Genomic DNA, 14,723 nt, shown 5'->3' on the forward strand with positions numbered 1-14,723 from the left:
TAATGCTAAGCGAGCGTTAACCTTGTTCGCTCATAGGCTGGGGCTACGCTGTTCTTTCAGGAGCACATGCACATGAAGTACATCTGGGGCATCTTGGCCGCCGCAACGATGATGAGTCTGGCGCCGCCTGCCCTTGCCGATGTCAAAGCCGGGGTCGATGCCTGGCAGCAGGGTGATTATGAAAAAGCCGTCAGTGTCTGGCGGCCGCTTGCGCAGGCAGGCGATCCTGATGCGCAATTCAACATGGGTCAGGCGAACAAGCTTGGACGCGGTGTCAAAGCCGACATGGCCGTCGCACTTGATTGGTATCGAAAGGCCGCCGCGCAAGGCCATGTTCGCGCCGAGGACAATCTTGGGCTGCTGATGTTTCAGCAGGGCGAGCGGGCGAGCGCCCTCCCCTATCTTCAGCGATCGGCGGCCCGCGGCGAACCGCGCGCTCAATATATCGTCGGCACCGCCCTTTTTAACGGAGATCTGGCGGCCAAGAACTGGCCCCGCGCCTATGCCCTGATGAGCCGCGCGTCGGCTGCGGGACTGGCGCAGGCGACGGCCAGTCTGAAGCAGATGGATAAATATATCCCTGATGATCAACGTCAGCAGGGGCTCGCGCTGGCGCGGGAGATGGGCCAGAACGAGGTAGCGGCGCTGGCGGAAGCCAATGACCACCTGTCCACCATGCCTATTCTGCGCGAAGAAACGCCGTCAATGGCGAGCGCCGATCTGCGACCTGCGCGCACTCCGGAAAAGCCTGCGCCCGCCAAGCCATTACCGAAGCCGAAATCTGATGCGCCCAAGGCCGCCGTGGCCGCCGCGCAAACGCCGAAGCCAGTCGTTGAAAAGGCGAAGGCCAGCAAGACGCCAGAGCCCAAGGTAGCTGCCAGCGGACCCTGGCGCGTACAGCTAGGGGCATTTAGCGAAGAAGCCCGCGCGCGCGCGCTTTGGACCAGTCTGCGCGGCAAAGTGGCTGGCCTGTCGGCCTATCAGCTTTTTCTGGTGAAGGGCGGCGCCATGACCAGGTTGCAGGCTGGGCCGTTGGCGAACAGCGCGGAAGCGTCACGGCTTTGCAGTGCCATCAAAGCTGCTGGTGCCGATTGCATGCCCCGGAAAATGTGACGAGGCGTAATACTGGCTCTTGGAAGTCGGGGATCGGCGCGCGATAACGGCCATATCCGATATGGAGCGCGCCATGGCCGTCGATAGCGAGCAGGGAAATGTAGAAGCGTTGGTCAGGGCCACGCTGGGCGATAGTGCTGCGGAGCAAGTGCTTGCTGCGCTTTCGATCGCACCGGCTTTGCTCGTGGAGACTGGCCCCTATGTCTCTCGGGCAGCACTTGCCATGGCCTTGAACGTCATTTTGTTTCACGGCCTACTGCAACGGGTTCCGAGCGGCGCTGCTTATGTGGCTGACAGGCTGGCCAGCGGTGGCAAGGTGGTGTTCGATCATGGGGCGTTGAGGACGATCCGCCTGCCCCAAGGTCCCACGGGAGCTTTGCCCGCCGGAGAGGACGCCTTCACCCGTATCCTAAAGCCACTGGGCTACACGCTGGCTGGCGTTTATCCTCTGGACCGGTTGAAAATGACAGGGCGCGCCTATGCCCATTCCGATGCGCCTCAGGACATTCCTCAATTCTTCGTTTCGGAACTGCATGTCGATCGGTTTGATGCCGAGTTTGGCGTAGTCGCGGCGCGCGTTTTTGACACCTCGCGCGATCCCCTCGATGCCGAAACGCTGGCAATATTGCGCGCCTATGAAGCTGGACAGCTTGTCCCATTCGAGCATGCGCGGACGGCCTTGCCGGTCTTGGTGTCTGCCTTCGATCGGCAGCATGATCCTGCCACGTTGGAGGACTATGAACTGTTGCTATCGCGGTCGCCTGAAGCCGCGTGGATCGCGACGGAGGGCAACGCCTTCAACCATGCCACCGACCGGGTGGCCGATGTCGCGGCCTTGGCCCAGCGACTGAAAGCTGAAGGATGGCCGATCAAGGATGAGGTCGAAATCTCCCGCAATGGCCGCGTGAAGCAGACCGCCCTTCGAGCAGACCCGGTCGAACGGCTATTTGCCGGAAACAAGGTGAGGCAAGTACCCGGCTCTTTCTACGAATTCATCAGTCGGGACGTCGATCCCGCAAGCGGGTTGCTGGACCTGTCATTCGACGCGGGGAACGCGACCGGAATTTTCGCGATGACGAGCGCCAATGGCTGAGTTCCTTTAACGGCTTGATCATGGGAGCGGCATAAGGCAACGGCTTTCCCGATCATTAGCGGAGGCTCCCTTTGAACAATCCGATTATCCCATCATGGGTGCTGACGCTTGTCTGCTCCGACCGTGTGGGAATCGTTGCAGCGGTTAGCCAGTTCCTGGCGGAACGCGGATGCTTCATCACCGACAGCCAGCAATATGCCGACAGGGAAGCGGAGCGCTTTTTCATGCGGGTGGCCTTTGAGGCAACTGATGACCGGATCGCGGATACCGAGCAACTGCAAGGCGAGTTCGATCCTGTAGGCGCGCGCTTCGGCATGGACTGGCGTATCACCGCCGCACAGGAAAAGCCGCGGATGCTGCTCGCCGTTTCCAAGGGCTCGCACTGCCTGGCCGATCTTTTGCACCGATGGCAGACAGGGACGTTGGCCATCGATATCATGGGGGTCGTGTCGAACCATCCCGACATGCGCCGGATTACCGAATGGCATGGCATCCCCTATCATGAGCTTCCGCCGAATGGGGACAAGGCAACGCAGGAAGCCGCTTTGCTGGACGTTTTCAGCCGATCCCGATCGGATTATCTGATCCTCGCACGCTACATGCAGGTGTTGTCCGAAAAGCTTGTCGAACAGCTGGAAGGACGTTGCGTCAATATCCATCACAGCTTCCTTCCCGGATTCAAGGGTGCGCGCCCCTATCACCGGGCGCATGAGCGCGGCGTCAAACTGATCGGCGCGACGGCGCATTTCGTGACCGCCGACCTCGATGAAGGGCCGATCATCGAACAAGCGGTAGAGCGCGTCGACCATCGTGCCACGGCCGAAGACATGATCCGCATCGGCCGCGACATCGAGGCGCAGGTTCTGGCGCGGGCAGTCGGCTGGATCGCTGACCGCCGGGTGCTCCTGAACGGTGGCAAGACCGTCGTTTTCCGCTGATCAGATGCCGAGTTTCGCCCAAAAATCTTCGGGCGCGATCACGGCATCAGCAGTGGCACCAGGCTTCCGAGACCAGGATGAGTGCGGAATGTAAATGTCGCGCCGCGTGTCGCGAGGGCATTTGCGGCGTGCAAGAATGGGTCGAGGGCTCATCGTCTTCTCCTTATGCGGAGGAACACGAAACCTTGCGTGGTCGCATGGGGGCCGTGCGCTTTAGCCGTTGTTGACGCGGAGCAAGCTGTCATCCTTCAAAAGCCGCGGAGCCTTAAGCTCGAGCCTTTTATACTGTGCCGCTTTCGAAAGGAAACATAGCTTTGCTTTAATGGCAGCGACTTACGCTTGCCGACGTTGCCGAGGCCCGGTCAAAATAGAATGTCGTAAATAAACCAGCCCACAATGAGGAAGCTGGTGACGACACATATCCGATCGCCATAGACATCAATTCGCGACATCGCCGACATCCTTCCGCACGCGGCGATCTTTGTCGCCTGCGTGGACAGGATAACGCATCAAACCAGGAAAAGGAACAAAAAGTGGCGCGCCGGTCAGGCCGTGACCAAACCGCGATGACGCAGGAAGGACTCCGTCGCCTCAGCGGGACCCCGATAGGCCTCCTGAAATTCGGCGCTCCAATATTTAAGGTCGTCAAGATCGATACGTGCGCCCGAAACCGCACAAAGGACGAACTGGCCCGGGCGCACTATGTCAAAATGTGGCGTGTGATATTCCAGCACCGCCAATCCCTGAATCTCCGCCATCAGTCGCCCGTCAAAATACGGTCTACGAGCTGCTTCACCGTCGGCACGAAACCGTTGGAATAGAAAGGATCCTGCTTGAACTTGTAAGCACCGTGTCCGGCAAACAGAAGGTTCTTGTCCAGGTCCCCGCCATGCACCGCCTCTTGCAAGGATTTCTGGATGCAGAAGCTCCTGGGATCGGCGAGACGGCCGGTGGAGTTCGTCTCACTGTCCATCCAGCTTGAGAATGCGCACTGGCTGAGACAGCCCATGCAGTCGGTCTGATCCTTGCGGATCTCCGCCCTCTCCTCTTCGGTGACGAATACCAGCGTGTTGTCGGGTGTCTTGAGAGCGGAAGTCAGTCCCTGCCCCACCCACTCGCGCGCCCGCAACAGATCGCCGCGCGTTACCCAGAAATTCTTGCCCTTCACGCCTGCATCAAGCTGGTGCGTGTGATCGCCCGCCTGTTCCGTGCTGAACGGGATTTGACGTTCCGACCGCGCCTCGAGCTGACGCAGGAAGGGATTACGGATCGCCGAGCTATAGAAGCCGGTCGGCGAGAAGCGATGAAGCAGCACATCGCCCGGTTCCAGCTGGGTCAGGCGTTCCTTCCACAGCTGAGGAATAGGGCTTTCCTGCGTCAGCAGCGGACGCGTGCCGAACTGAAACGCAATGGTGCCCAGTTCCGGATTGTCGATCCAGTCGTTCCAATCCTTAAGGTGCCAGACCCCGCCCGCCATGACGATGGGCACTTCGTCGGATATGCCGCCTTCGCGCATTGTTTCCCGGAGCGCCTTGACGCGCGGATAGGGGTCCTGAGGCGCCCGTGGGTCTTCGGCATTTGAAAGGCCATTATGACCGCCCGCCAGCCACGGATCCTCATACACCACGGCCGCCAGCCACTCGGAAGCCTTTGAATAGGCCCGCTTCCACAGGGCGCGAAAAGCACGGCCGGAACTGACGATCGGGAGGTAGCTCACGCCATAAGAGGCCGCGATTTCGCTGAGCTTGTAGGGCATGCCCGCGCCGCAAGTGACGCCCGCCACCATGCCCCTGGTCTTTTCCAGAACGCCGTGCAGCACGCGCTGCGCACCGCCCATTTCCCAGAGGACGTTGATGTTGATCGCGCCTTTACCACCAGCGATTTCGAAGGCGCGCTTCACCTGTTCGACCGCGCCGTCAATAGCATAGGCGACCAATTCTTCATGACGATCGCGGCGAGTACGGCCGTGGTAGAGTTGGGGAATGACATTGCCCATGCTGTCGTAGCTGTCGGCATTGACGGCTGACACAGTGCCGATGCCACCAGCCGCAGCCCATGCTCCGGAACTGGCGTGATTGGAGACTGCCACGCCCTTTCCGCCTTCGACCAGCGGCCAGACTTCACGACCACCATAGATGATGGGCTTCAAACCCTTGAACAACCTAATCTCCCGCGCAACAGCTGCTGGGTCACCCGCCGACTAAGGGCCGCTCTATAGCAGCTTTCACGACTGATGACGAATTTACGGCCGCGCCCTACCGCAAAATATGGGGGCTGGATAGTACCTGTCCATAAAGCGACGCATAAGCGTCCACCATTGCGGCCTCTTCGAAATCGCGTTGAGCCCGGTGCAGGTTCGCGTCACCCAGACGGTTGCGAAGCTCGGAACTTGCGGCCAGCCGCCCTAGCGCGTCGGACAGTGCCGCCTCATCAGAGGCTATGAACGGCTGGTTTTCCGGGGCGACCATCTGAGCGACATCTCCCACGTCGGTTGACGCCACCGGCAGGCGCGCGGCCATCGCCTCCACCAGCGAGATGGGGAATTGTTCACTGTCCGAGGACAGCGCGAAGATGTCGAGCAAGCCCATGAAACGCGAAGGATTGGGCAGGAAACCGGGCATGCAGATGTCATCGAGCCCATGCCGCGCCGCTTCCGCCATGATCGGGTCACGCTCAGGCCCTTCTCCGATGACCACCAGTTGCAGCTTATCACGGTGCGGCGCGACGGCCCGGACCAGCCGGGGGATATTCTTCACCGGGCGCAAACCGGCCAGCGTGCCGACAAGCAACTTGCCCGGTGAGCGCACCAGCCCTGGAATAGCGCCGGGAACGGGTTGAAGATATTGTGCGACGTCGATCCCGTTGCGGATCAAATGAACTTTCCGCGCGGGCTGATGCCACATCGCGCGGGCAATCTGATTGAGCCGGATGGACGGCACGACGACGGCTTGGGCGCGCTGGAGCGCCAGCCGACGGTAGAGGTTGCGCCCTGTCTTGAGGCGCTCGGCCTCCTCGATATTGAAGCCATCCTCATGATGGATGAGCGGTGGCATCGGGAGAAAGGATGAGCAGAAACGATGGGCCATGACGGCATCCATCGCGCCCCAATTATAGGTGAGGACGAGGTCAAAGCTGGACATGAAGCGCCCCAGTGCCCGGAAGCGCCGTGGGCTAGGGCGGCCGGTGAGCAGCGGAGGATCGGGGAAGCTCACATCGATTTCCGGCGCGATCGCCGATCGGGCGCCCATTGCTTCGGGCGCTGCGCTGACGATCGTGTGGCTAGCGCGGTTGCCCCACAGGTTCATCAGGCGGACGGCGCGCGCTTCCTTGCCGCCGAGGGAGAAGCTGCCGTGAACATGAAGAAGGCGAGGCGGCCGCCGATGAGTGTCAGCCATGCAGGACTCGAGCGAGTAGGCGGTCGATGGCGGCGGCGGCTACCGGCTCGTCCAAAATCGGCGCGTGGCCGACGTCGGGAACGGTCACTAGTTCAGCGCTCGAGCCCATATCTGACAACATGCGTTCGGCTGTTGAGGCGCTGATAACGTCGGAGTGTTCGCCGCGCAGGATCAATGAAGGAATGCCATTAAAGGAAGACATTACGGGCCACAGGTCGACCCCGGCCTCACCTCCGGCCAGGCGGAGGGGTTCGGCGATGCGCATGTCGTAGTCCAGCACGACGCGGCCTCCGCTGTTGAGTCGGTACAGACGCTTGGCCATGGCTAGCCATTGCTCGAGGCCATAGCGGGGGTAGATATCTCGGTTCGCCTCTTCGAGGGCGCGGGCGGCCTGGACCCAGCTTTGATGTGATTGGCCAACGCCCACATAGGTACGGATGCGGTCGAGCCCCGCCTGTTCGAGCTTCGGCCCCACGTCGTTCAAGAGCGCACCGGCCAGCCATTCGCGGTGAGTCGCGGCGATCAACATGGTGATAAGGCCGCCGAGCGAAGTACCGATCGCGACGAAGCGGGTGATGGCGAGGTCGGCCAACAGGCGGCTGATGTCCTGCAAATAGGTCAGCGGGACATAGGTCATGGGGTCCTTGGCCTGCGCGCTTTCGGCCCGGCCGCGCATGTCGGGGCAGATGAGGCGCCACTCGCCCGCCAGACGATCGGCCAAGGGCTCAAAGTCGCGGGCGTTGCGGGTCAGGCCGGGAAGGCACAGCAGCGGCGGGCGACCGTCTTCACCGCCGCCATAATCGCGATAATGAAGCCTGAGGCCGTCGGGAGACCACCAATAGCCGTCGGTGAAGCTGGTCAACGGTCGTGCGCCCTCAAATAAATGTCCAGCGGTTGCAACTTCCTGCCCCGCTCCCCCATATCGCCGCATGGACAAATCCTCGCAAGCAAACAGATACAATCCGGCAAAGGAAATCTTCGGATTACAGCCGGATTTCGCCGATGAGGTCGCCCCCGCCGACTTCCCACAGACGATTTTACGCTACCGGAACGACCGGGCCGCAGCCAGCGTGGGGTTGGAAACGCTGAGCGGTGACGAGTGGATTCGTCATTTCGGGCGATTCGACGCCCTGCCCGGCAACCTGCCCCAGCCCTTGGCGCTGCGTTATCATGGACATCAGTTCCGGACCTACAATCCCGACATAGGCGACGGGCGTGGTTTCCTGTTTGCGCAGTTGCGCGACGATGCGGGACGGCTGCTGGACCTGGGCACCAAGGGTTCGGGCCAGACGCCATACAGCCGCTTCGGCGATGGCCGCCTGACGCTGAAAGGCGGGGTTCGCGAGATATTGGCGACCGAGATGCTGGAGGCTCTGGGCGTCAACACATCGAAGACCTTCTCACTGATCGAGACGGGCGAGGCGCTGGAGCGGAATGACGAACCCTCCCCCACCCGCGCTGCGGTCATAGTGCGCCTCAGCCATTCGCACATCCGCGTTGGATCGTTCCAGCGCGCCGCCTATTTCGACGACAAGCCCCTGTTGGAGCGGCTGACCGATTATTCGCTGCGGACGCTTTATGACGAGAAGCCGGGGAATAACGCGCCCGCGCAATTGCTGGGCCGTGTGGTCGAACGGACGGCCGATCTGGCGGCGAGCTATATGGTCGCGGGGTTTGTGCATGGCGTGCTGAACAGCGACAATATCAATGTGACGGGCGAGAGCTTCGATTATGGGCCTTGGCGCTTCACGCCTTTATGGGAGCCGGGTTTCACGGCGGCCTATTTCGATCATGCTGGGCTTTATGCCTTCGGACGGCAAGCGGAAGCGATCCATTGGGACGTGGCGCAGCTGGCTGTTTCCTTGCGCCCATTGGTCGAGGCCGAGCCTTTGATCGAGCAGTTGGAGCGGTTTCCCGAGTTGTTCGGGCAGGCAATGGTTCGGCGCTTTTGCTGGCGGCTGGGCGTGGTCCCTTCAGGAGAGGCAAACGCCATGATCCAGGCGGCCGTCAATGGCATGGCCGCGAGTGAAACGCCGATCGATCGCTTCTTCCATGACTGGCGCGGTGGAGAGCCGCGTGGCGGGGCGGACTATTCGGGTGAGGCTTGGGGGGCGTTCCGTGAAGCTGTTGCCGGGATGGAGGCAAGTGGCGATAGGGAGCATGGCTATTGGAGCGACGCGACGCCCTGTTCGATGCATATCGACGAGGTTGAGGTGATTTGGAGCGCCATTGCCGAACGGGATGACTGGTCGCTGTTGCATAAGAAAGTGGCGGCGGTTCGGCGGATGGGTGAGGCTATGGGGGATGGGCCGGAGGTGCCTTGAGGCAATTCGGGTTATGGGGACGCGACGCTGGGACGCTCGCTGCGCTCGCCCCCTCTCCCCCCGCCTCGATGAGAGTCACGTGCCTCTCATCGACCCCTGAAGGGGAGAGGGAGCCTTTGGTGCTTTGCGGCGCTTCCCTAATGGGCTGTTATCCGCCATATCGGCTGTATGTCCGCGACGCTGACTTCGATTGAACCCGCCACTGGCGCACTGTTGTGGCAGGGAACTGCCAGCGATGTAGAGGCGGAGGTCGCAAGGGTCAGGGCGGCTTGGCCCTCCTGGGCTGCCCAACCCATCTCCTACCGCATCGAGACGCTTCGTCGCTTCGTCAATGTCGTGCGCGCCAATGATGAGGCGTTGGCCGACCTGATCGCGCGGGAGACGGGAAAGCCGCTTTGGGACGCGCGAACCGAAGTCACGGCCGTGATGAACAAGGTAGACATTTCGGTGGCTGCCTATTCGGAGCGGACGGGGCAACGGCGACTGGAATCTGCCATGGGTGCCCGCCAGTGGGTGCGGCACAAACCGCATGGCGTCATGGCGGTGTTAGGCCCCTATAATTTCCCCGCTCATCTGCCCAATGGCCATATCATTCCTGCCCTGCTCGCCGGGAACGGCGTGTTGTTCAAACCGTCCGAAAAAACGCCAGCGGTGGGAGAGATGCTGGTGCGTTTCTACCATGAGGCGGGCGTGCCGCAGGATGTGGTGCGGTTGGTGCTGGGCGGGCCGGATGAGGGCAAGGCGCTTGCGGCCCATGCCGACGTGAACGGCATTTTGTTCACCGGATCGGCATCGACGGGGCTGGCGATCAATCGGCAGTTTGCCAGCAATCCGGCCAAGATATTGGCGCTGGAAATGGGTGGCAATAATCCAATCGTCGTATGGGATACCGGCGATATCGCCAGCGCCGCCGTCCTGGTGGCGCAATCGGCTTTTCTGTCGAGCGGCCAGCGCTGCACGGCGGCGAGCCGGCTGATCGTCAAGGAAGAGTTGGCCGACCTTTTGATCGGCGAGGTCAAGAAGATCGCCGACCGGCTGATCGTCGATCATCCGCATGCCGACCCTGCGCCCTTCATGGGACCGGTCATCGACAATCATGCGGCGGACCAGCTGACCGAAAGCTTCCTTTATCTGATGAGCCATGGCGGGCGGCCGATAAAGCATCTCGTGCGCCTGTCGGAAGACAGGCCGTTGTTAAGCCCCGCCATCATCGATGTGACTGCGATGACGGAACGGCCCGACGTTGAGCTGTTCGGGCCACTGCTACAGGTAATCCGCGTTCCCGATTTCCCAGCGGCGATCGCGGAGGCGAACAATAGCCGTTATGGCCTGTCGGCTTCGCTGATCGGCGGGTCGCCCGAGCAATATAATCAGTTCTGGGCGAATATCCGGGCAGGCATTGTCAACTGGAACCGGCCGACCAATGGCGCTTCGTCCTCCGCGCCGTTCGGAGGTCTAGGCATTTCGGGCAATCATCGGCCGAGCGCTTTTTATGCGGCGGATTATTGCGCCTATCCGGTTTCATCGGCGGAAATCGAGCAGCCACGCGCTTCGATCGGGATTGGGCTGAAGGAAGTGGATGTCAGTGGGATGGGGGATTGAGGGGAGTCCTCCAGGCGGCATCCCCACCATTTTCTGACGTCGTGCCAGCGAAAGCTGTAAGCTTACATTTCAGGCGCAAGATATTGAACGAGCATCACGCAATCCCAGCTTCCGCCGAGATGACGCGATGCCGCTGTTCATTCCGCCCAACCGAAGTCGGCTTATTCTATCAGAACACAGGCTGATTAGCCGGGTCTTCCGGATCAACTACGGGCGCAGGAATAGGCGTCACGGGCGAGTGGATGCCGCATTCCACCTTATCCCAACCGCGCCAGCGTCCTGCGCGGGGATCTTCGCCGGGCAGCACCTTCGACGTGCACGGCTCGCAGCCTACCGACAGATAGCCCTGCGCCTCCAGCGGATGACGCGGCAGATCATGCTCCGCAAAATAGGCTTCCAGATCGTCCTTCGTCCAATCGCCGAGCGGATTGATCTTCAGGCGGCCGTCTTCCACTTCGAAACGCGGCATGTTCTGGCGCGTGGTGGACTGAAACGCCTTGCGCCCGGAAATCCACGCGTCCAGCCCGTCCTTGGCGCGCTGCATCGGCTCGACCTTGCGGATGTCGCAGCATCCATCAGGATCATAGGACCAGCGCAGGCCCGTCTCGTCCTTCTTCGCTAGCACATCGGCATTGGGCACGACCGACCGGCTGTCGGAAAAACCCATCCGGCTGATAAGCGTATCGCGATAGTTCAGCGTTTCCGCGAACATCTTGAGCGTATCGACGAAGATTACCGGCACACTCTTGTCCGCCCGCGCCACGAGATCCAGCAGCACGGCGCTTTCCGTGCCGAAGGAAGACACAACCGCCACCTTGCCTGCCAGACCTTCGGCAAAGACGGTCTTGAGCATCGTCAATGCATCCACCCCCTCGAAACGCGCGTTCAGCGCGTCCGCGTCAGCCTCCGTAAAGGCAGGCCGGGCGTCGATTACGTCAAGCTGGCGGGCAGGTTCAGCCATCTATACTCTCCGGGTGCCGCTTCGCCCAAACCGGGCTGCGGCCATCGACGGTCTTTTGATAGACGTCGGCATAACGATTTAGGGCGCGATCGACGGCGGCATCGTCCAGCGCCTTGTCGGGGCGGAAGCTGTCGAAGCCGCAGCGGCGCATGGCGTTGATCTGATCAACCAGCACATCGCCCACCGCGCGCAGTTCACCCGAATATCCAGCCTCGCGCAGGATACGGGCGGCCGAATAGCCGCGTCCGTCGCCATAGGCGGGGAAGTTCACCTCAACCAGCGATAGCCGGTCGAGATAGGGCAGCAACTCGCGCGCGTCCTCGCCCGCTTCGATCCGCACGGCGGTCGAATTGGACTGGCCGGTGAAGGATTCGACCGTGACGGCGGGTTCCTGCGCGGCTTCACCGTCGCGGAAAGTCAGGAACTCAACCATAGATCGCCTCCTTGAAGGGCTTCATGCCAAGACGGCGATAGGTGTCGAGGAAGCGCTCGCCTTCCTGACGCTGAGCGAGATAGAGGTCGGTGACCTTTTCAATGGCATCCACGACGCCATCTTCGGAAAAGCCCGGCCCCGTAATCTGGCCGACGGCAGCGTCCTGCGCGCCCGATCCGCCGAGCGACAGCTGGAAATTCTCCACGCCCTTACGGTCCACGCCCAGCACGCCGATATGTCCGGCATGATGATGCCCACATGCGTTGATGCAGCCGGAGATCTTGACCTTAAGCTCGCCCAGATCCTTTTGGCGGCCAGCGTCCGCAAACCGTTCCGAAAGCTTCTGCGCCAGCGGTATCGACCGCGCATTGGCAAGGCTGCAATAGTCGAGCCCCGGGCAAGCGATGATGTCGCCGATCAAGTCCAGATTGGCCTCCGCCAGCCCGGCCTCGTCCAGCTTCTGCCAGATGGCGTAAAGGTCCGCCTTCTTCACATGCGGCAGGACAAGGTTCTGCGCATGGGTCACGCGCAGTTCGTCCAGCGAATAGTGTTCCGCCAGGTCCGCCACCAACTCGATCTGCTCGGCCGAAGCATCGCCCGGAATACCGCCGCGCGGCTTAAGGCTGATGTTGACGATCGCATAGCCCGGCTGCTTGTGCGCCGCGACCTGCCGGTCCACCCACAGGGCGAAGGCGGGGTCGCTGCGATCGATCTCGTCGCTCAGACCCTGATCATAAGTCGGATTGGCGAAGAAGGGCCGGATGCGATCCAGTTCCTCGGTCGGCGGGTTGAGGCCAAGCTCCCGCATATGCGCGAACTCTTCCTCGACCTGACGCTTATATTCCTCGACGCCCAGCTCGTGGACCAGGATCTTGATCCGCGCCTTGTACTTGTTGTCGCGGCGGCCGTAGCGATTGTAGACGCGCAGGCATGCTTCGAGATAAGGCACGATCTCATCTTCGGTCACGAAGTCCTTGATAAGAGGCCCAACCATCGGCGTGCGGCCCATGCCGCCACCGGCATAGACTTCCGCCCCGATCTGCCCATCGCGCGACACCAGCTTCAGGCCGATATCGTGCAGCCGCATCGCCGCGCGATCCTCTTCCGCCGCGATCACCGCGATCTTGAACTTTCGCGGCAGATAGGTGAATTCGGGATGGAAGGTTGACCACTGGCGCAGCAGCTCGGCCCAAGGGCGGGGGTCCGTCACCTCATCGGCGGCGACGCCAGCATATTGGTCCGACGAGATGTTGCGGATGCAATTGCCGCTGGTCTGAATGGCATGCATCTCGACCGTCGCCAGTTCGGCGAGGATGTCGGGCGCGTCGGCCAGCTTGATCCAATTATATTGCAGGTTCGTGCGCGTCGTGAAGTGGCCATAGCCCTTGTCATATTTGCGCGCGATCTCGCCCAGCTTGCGCATCTGCGGCGCGTTCAGCGTGCCATAGGGGATGGCGACGCGCAGCATATAGGCGTGAAGCTGGAGATAGAGGCCGTTCATCAAGCGCAACGGCTTGAACTGGTCCTCGGTCAATTGCCCGGCCAGGCGACGTTGCACCTGATCGCGGAATTCCTCGACGCGGGCGTCCACGATGGACTGGTCATAGCTGTCATAACGATACATGGTCAGATCACCCAGTTGCCGGCATCGGCGTCATTCGGTTTAAGCGTCAGGTCGGGGCGCACGGTTGGTCCCAGAGCGCGGATGCGGTCCTTGATATGGGCCGGGCGCACGCCTTCGTCGGTCAGGGTGGCGTCGATCACATAAGGCGCGACAACCCGCAGCGCGGCTTCCTCGGCACGGGCAAGCTCGTCGCCCTTGTCGCCCACATCGACGGATTCGCCGACCTGCCGCGACCAGCCGTCGCCCGCCCACCAGATCACGTCCCCGGTGCCAAGGTCATTGCCGGTCAAAATCTTCACGAATGCATCTCCGCCCCATTATTCACCTGTGCGGCCCAGCCAGCCAGCACGTCCTGCGCCAGCGCATAAGCCGCCACTTCACCGACCACAACCAGGGCCGGACTTTTTACTTTTTCGCGAACCACCATGTCGCCTAGATCGGCGAGCAGGGTGCGCAACGTGCGCATATCAGTGCGCGTGCCATTTTCCAGCACCGCAACCGGAATGGCAGGCGACACCCCATCGGCGATAAGCTTGTCGGCGATATCCGCCGCCGTCGCCACGCCCATATAGATCACCAGCGTGCGGCCATGGCCAGCAAGCCCGGACCAGTCCTGATCCGTCAGCCCCTTGCACTGGCCCGCGACGAAGGTCACCGCACTTGCCGCATCGCGATGGGTAAGGGGAAGCTGGGCCTGCGCCGCGCAGCCGATCGCCGCGCTGATGCCCGGCACGATCTCGACCGGCACGCCAGCGGCGCGGCATGCTTCCATTTCCTCGCCCCCGCGCCCGAAGACGAAAGGATCGCCGCCCTTCAGCCGCACGACATTGCGTCCGGCAAGCGCCAGTTCCACAAGCAGAGCGTTGATCCCCTCTTGCGGCATCGAATGGCGGCTGCGCTGCTTGGCTACGGAAATCAATTCAGCGTCGACCGAAGCCATGGCCAATATCTCGGCCGAAACCAATCCGTCATGCACGATGACATCCGCCTGCGCGATCAGGCGCGCAGCGCGCAACGTCAGCAGTTCCGGATCACCCGGACCCGCGCCGACGAGAAAGACGGTAGCAGGGAGTTGTTCGGCCATGCTGGCCAGATGGCGGAAGCGCTCCACCGTTTCAATTCAGAATGCTTTGCCTATGGCGAAGGAAAATTTGGGGGATGGGGTGTCCAGGTCCGACACCCGCCCCTTTCATTCCCGCAAAATCAGTCGCATTCGGACCGGAGGAACTCGGCCGCCTCA

The 14,723-nt window shown here is 61.6% G+C and carries 14 protein-coding genes; 5 read left to right on the forward strand and 9 right to left on the reverse strand.

Annotation, left to right across the window (positions count from 1 at the left end; all coding sequences use genetic code 11):
* The first annotated feature begins 66 nt into the window (after positions 1 to 66).
* The 3 genes from ACZ5U1_RS05320 (at position 67) to purU (ending at position 3,144) form a co-directional block, all read left to right on the forward strand.
* Positions 67 to 1,113, forward strand: coding sequence for an SPOR domain-containing protein (locus ACZ5U1_RS05320; protein WP_464779680.1), 1,047 nt, complete (start codon positions 67 to 69; stop codon positions 1,111 to 1,113).
* Between the two features lie 73 nt (positions 1,114 to 1,186).
* Positions 1,187 to 2,206: a 2-oxoadipate dioxygenase/decarboxylase family protein gene (locus tag ACZ5U1_RS05325; RefSeq protein WP_464779681.1), complete on the forward strand. Its 1,020-nt coding sequence runs from the start codon at positions 1,187 to 1,189 to the stop codon at positions 2,204 to 2,206.
* A 71-nt stretch (positions 2,207 to 2,277) separates the two neighbouring features.
* Positions 2,278 to 3,144, forward strand: a complete 867-nt coding sequence (purU, locus tag ACZ5U1_RS05330) for a formyltetrahydrofolate deformylase (RefSeq protein WP_464779682.1) — start codon at positions 2,278 to 2,280, stop codon at positions 3,142 to 3,144.
* A 545-nt stretch (positions 3,145 to 3,689) separates the two neighbouring features.
* Here purU and ACZ5U1_RS05335 read toward each other — a convergent pair.
* From ACZ5U1_RS05335 to ACZ5U1_RS05350, 4 genes are all read right to left on the reverse strand, one after another.
* Complete coding sequence (locus ACZ5U1_RS05335; protein ID WP_464779683.1) at positions 3,690 to 3,902, reverse strand: DUF2093 domain-containing protein; 213 nt, start codon at positions 3,900 to 3,902, stop codon at positions 3,690 to 3,692.
* Positions 3,902 to 5,305 (reverse strand): NAD(P)H-dependent flavin oxidoreductase, encoded by a 1,404-nt coding sequence (locus tag ACZ5U1_RS05340; protein WP_464779684.1) that lies wholly within the window; start codon positions 5,303 to 5,305, stop codon positions 3,902 to 3,904. The genes ACZ5U1_RS05335 and ACZ5U1_RS05340 overlap by 1 nt, the downstream gene beginning before the upstream one ends.
* A 94-nt stretch (positions 5,306 to 5,399) precedes the next feature.
* Complete coding sequence (locus tag ACZ5U1_RS05345) at positions 5,400 to 6,539, reverse strand: glycosyltransferase family 4 protein (protein ID WP_464779685.1); 1,140 nt, start codon at positions 6,537 to 6,539, stop codon at positions 5,400 to 5,402.
* On the reverse strand, positions 6,532 to 7,401 hold the full coding sequence (locus ACZ5U1_RS05350) for an alpha/beta fold hydrolase (RefSeq protein ID WP_464779686.1): 870 nt from the start codon (positions 7,399 to 7,401) through the stop codon (positions 6,532 to 6,534). Before ACZ5U1_RS05350 ends, ACZ5U1_RS05345 begins: the two co-directional genes overlap by 8 nt.
* 67 nt (positions 7,402 to 7,468) lie before the next feature.
* On the opposite strand from ACZ5U1_RS05350, the gene ACZ5U1_RS05355 reads away from it, so the two are divergent.
* Together ACZ5U1_RS05355 and astD are read left to right on the forward strand one after the other, a co-directional pair.
* The gene (locus tag ACZ5U1_RS05355) at positions 7,469 to 8,863 is read left to right on the forward strand and encodes a protein adenylyltransferase SelO (RefSeq protein ID WP_464779687.1); all 1,395 of its coding nucleotides are present in this window, start codon (positions 7,469 to 7,471) and stop codon (positions 8,861 to 8,863) included.
* A 168-nt stretch (positions 8,864 to 9,031) separates the two neighbouring features.
* The gene (astD, locus tag ACZ5U1_RS05360) at positions 9,032 to 10,465 is read left to right on the forward strand and encodes a succinylglutamate-semialdehyde dehydrogenase (RefSeq protein ID WP_464779688.1); all 1,434 of its coding nucleotides are present in this window, start codon (positions 9,032 to 9,034) and stop codon (positions 10,463 to 10,465) included.
* A gap of 169 nt (positions 10,466 to 10,634) precedes the next feature.
* On the opposite strand, the gene ACZ5U1_RS05365 is transcribed toward astD, so the two are convergent.
* From ACZ5U1_RS05365 to cobA, 5 genes are read right to left on the reverse strand one after another with little or no spacing between them, the layout of a single operon-like run.
* A complete protein-coding gene (locus ACZ5U1_RS05365) occupies positions 10,635 to 11,426 on the reverse strand; it encodes a phosphoadenylyl-sulfate reductase (RefSeq protein WP_464779689.1) in 792 nt (263 codons plus the stop codon).
* On the reverse strand, positions 11,419 to 11,859 hold the full coding sequence (locus ACZ5U1_RS05370) for a DUF934 domain-containing protein (RefSeq protein WP_464772232.1): 441 nt from the start codon (positions 11,857 to 11,859) through the stop codon (positions 11,419 to 11,421). The genes ACZ5U1_RS05365 and ACZ5U1_RS05370 overlap by 8 nt, the downstream gene beginning before the upstream one ends.
* The gene (locus ACZ5U1_RS05375) at positions 11,852 to 13,483 is read right to left on the reverse strand and encodes a nitrite/sulfite reductase (RefSeq protein WP_464779690.1); all 1,632 of its coding nucleotides are present in this window, start codon (positions 13,481 to 13,483) and stop codon (positions 11,852 to 11,854) included. Before ACZ5U1_RS05375 ends, ACZ5U1_RS05370 begins: the two co-directional genes overlap by 8 nt.
* Before the next feature lie 2 nt (positions 13,484 to 13,485).
* Positions 13,486 to 13,782 (reverse strand): DUF2849 domain-containing protein, encoded by a 297-nt coding sequence (locus tag ACZ5U1_RS05380; protein WP_449472101.1) that lies wholly within the window; start codon positions 13,780 to 13,782, stop codon positions 13,486 to 13,488.
* A complete protein-coding gene (cobA, locus tag ACZ5U1_RS05385) occupies positions 13,779 to 14,567 on the reverse strand; it encodes a uroporphyrinogen-III C-methyltransferase (protein WP_464779691.1) in 789 nt (262 codons plus the stop codon). The genes ACZ5U1_RS05380 and cobA overlap by 4 nt, the downstream gene beginning before the upstream one ends.
* Between the last annotated feature and the right edge of the window lie 156 nt (positions 14,568 to 14,723).

This window comes from Sphingobium sp. TomTYG72, from assembly GCF_055394715.1.

Coding starts and splice junctions, on each gene's coding strand:
- astD (WP_464779688.1), top strand. CDS start 9,032: ATGTCCGCGACGCTGACTTCGATTGAACCCGCCACTGGCGCACTGTTG.
- ACZ5U1_RS05355 (WP_464779687.1), top strand. CDS start 7,469: ATGGACAAATCCTCGCAAGCAAACAGATACAATCCGGCAAAGGAAATC.
- ACZ5U1_RS05335 (WP_464779683.1), bottom strand. CDS start 3,902: ATGGCGGAGATTCAGGGATTGGCGGTGCTGGAATATCACACGCCACAT.
- ACZ5U1_RS05370 (WP_464772232.1), bottom strand. CDS start 11,859: ATGGTTGAGTTCCTGACTTTCCGCGACGGTGAAGCCGCGCAGGAACCC.
- ACZ5U1_RS05345 (WP_464779685.1), bottom strand. CDS start 6,539: ATGGCTGACACTCATCGGCGGCCGCCTCGCCTTCTTCATGTTCACGGC.
- ACZ5U1_RS05325 (WP_464779681.1), top strand. CDS start 1,187: ATGGCCGTCGATAGCGAGCAGGGAAATGTAGAAGCGTTGGTCAGGGCC.
- ACZ5U1_RS05365 (WP_464779689.1), bottom strand. CDS start 11,426: ATGGCTGAACCTGCCCGCCAGCTTGACGTAATCGACGCCCGGCCTGCC.
- ACZ5U1_RS05375 (WP_464779690.1), bottom strand. CDS start 13,483: ATGTATCGTTATGACAGCTATGACCAGTCCATCGTGGACGCCCGCGTC.
- ACZ5U1_RS05320 (WP_464779680.1), top strand. CDS start 67: ATGCACATGAAGTACATCTGGGGCATCTTGGCCGCCGCAACGATGATG.
- cobA (WP_464779691.1), bottom strand. CDS start 14,567: ATGGCCGAACAACTCCCTGCTACCGTCTTTCTCGTCGGCGCGGGTCCG.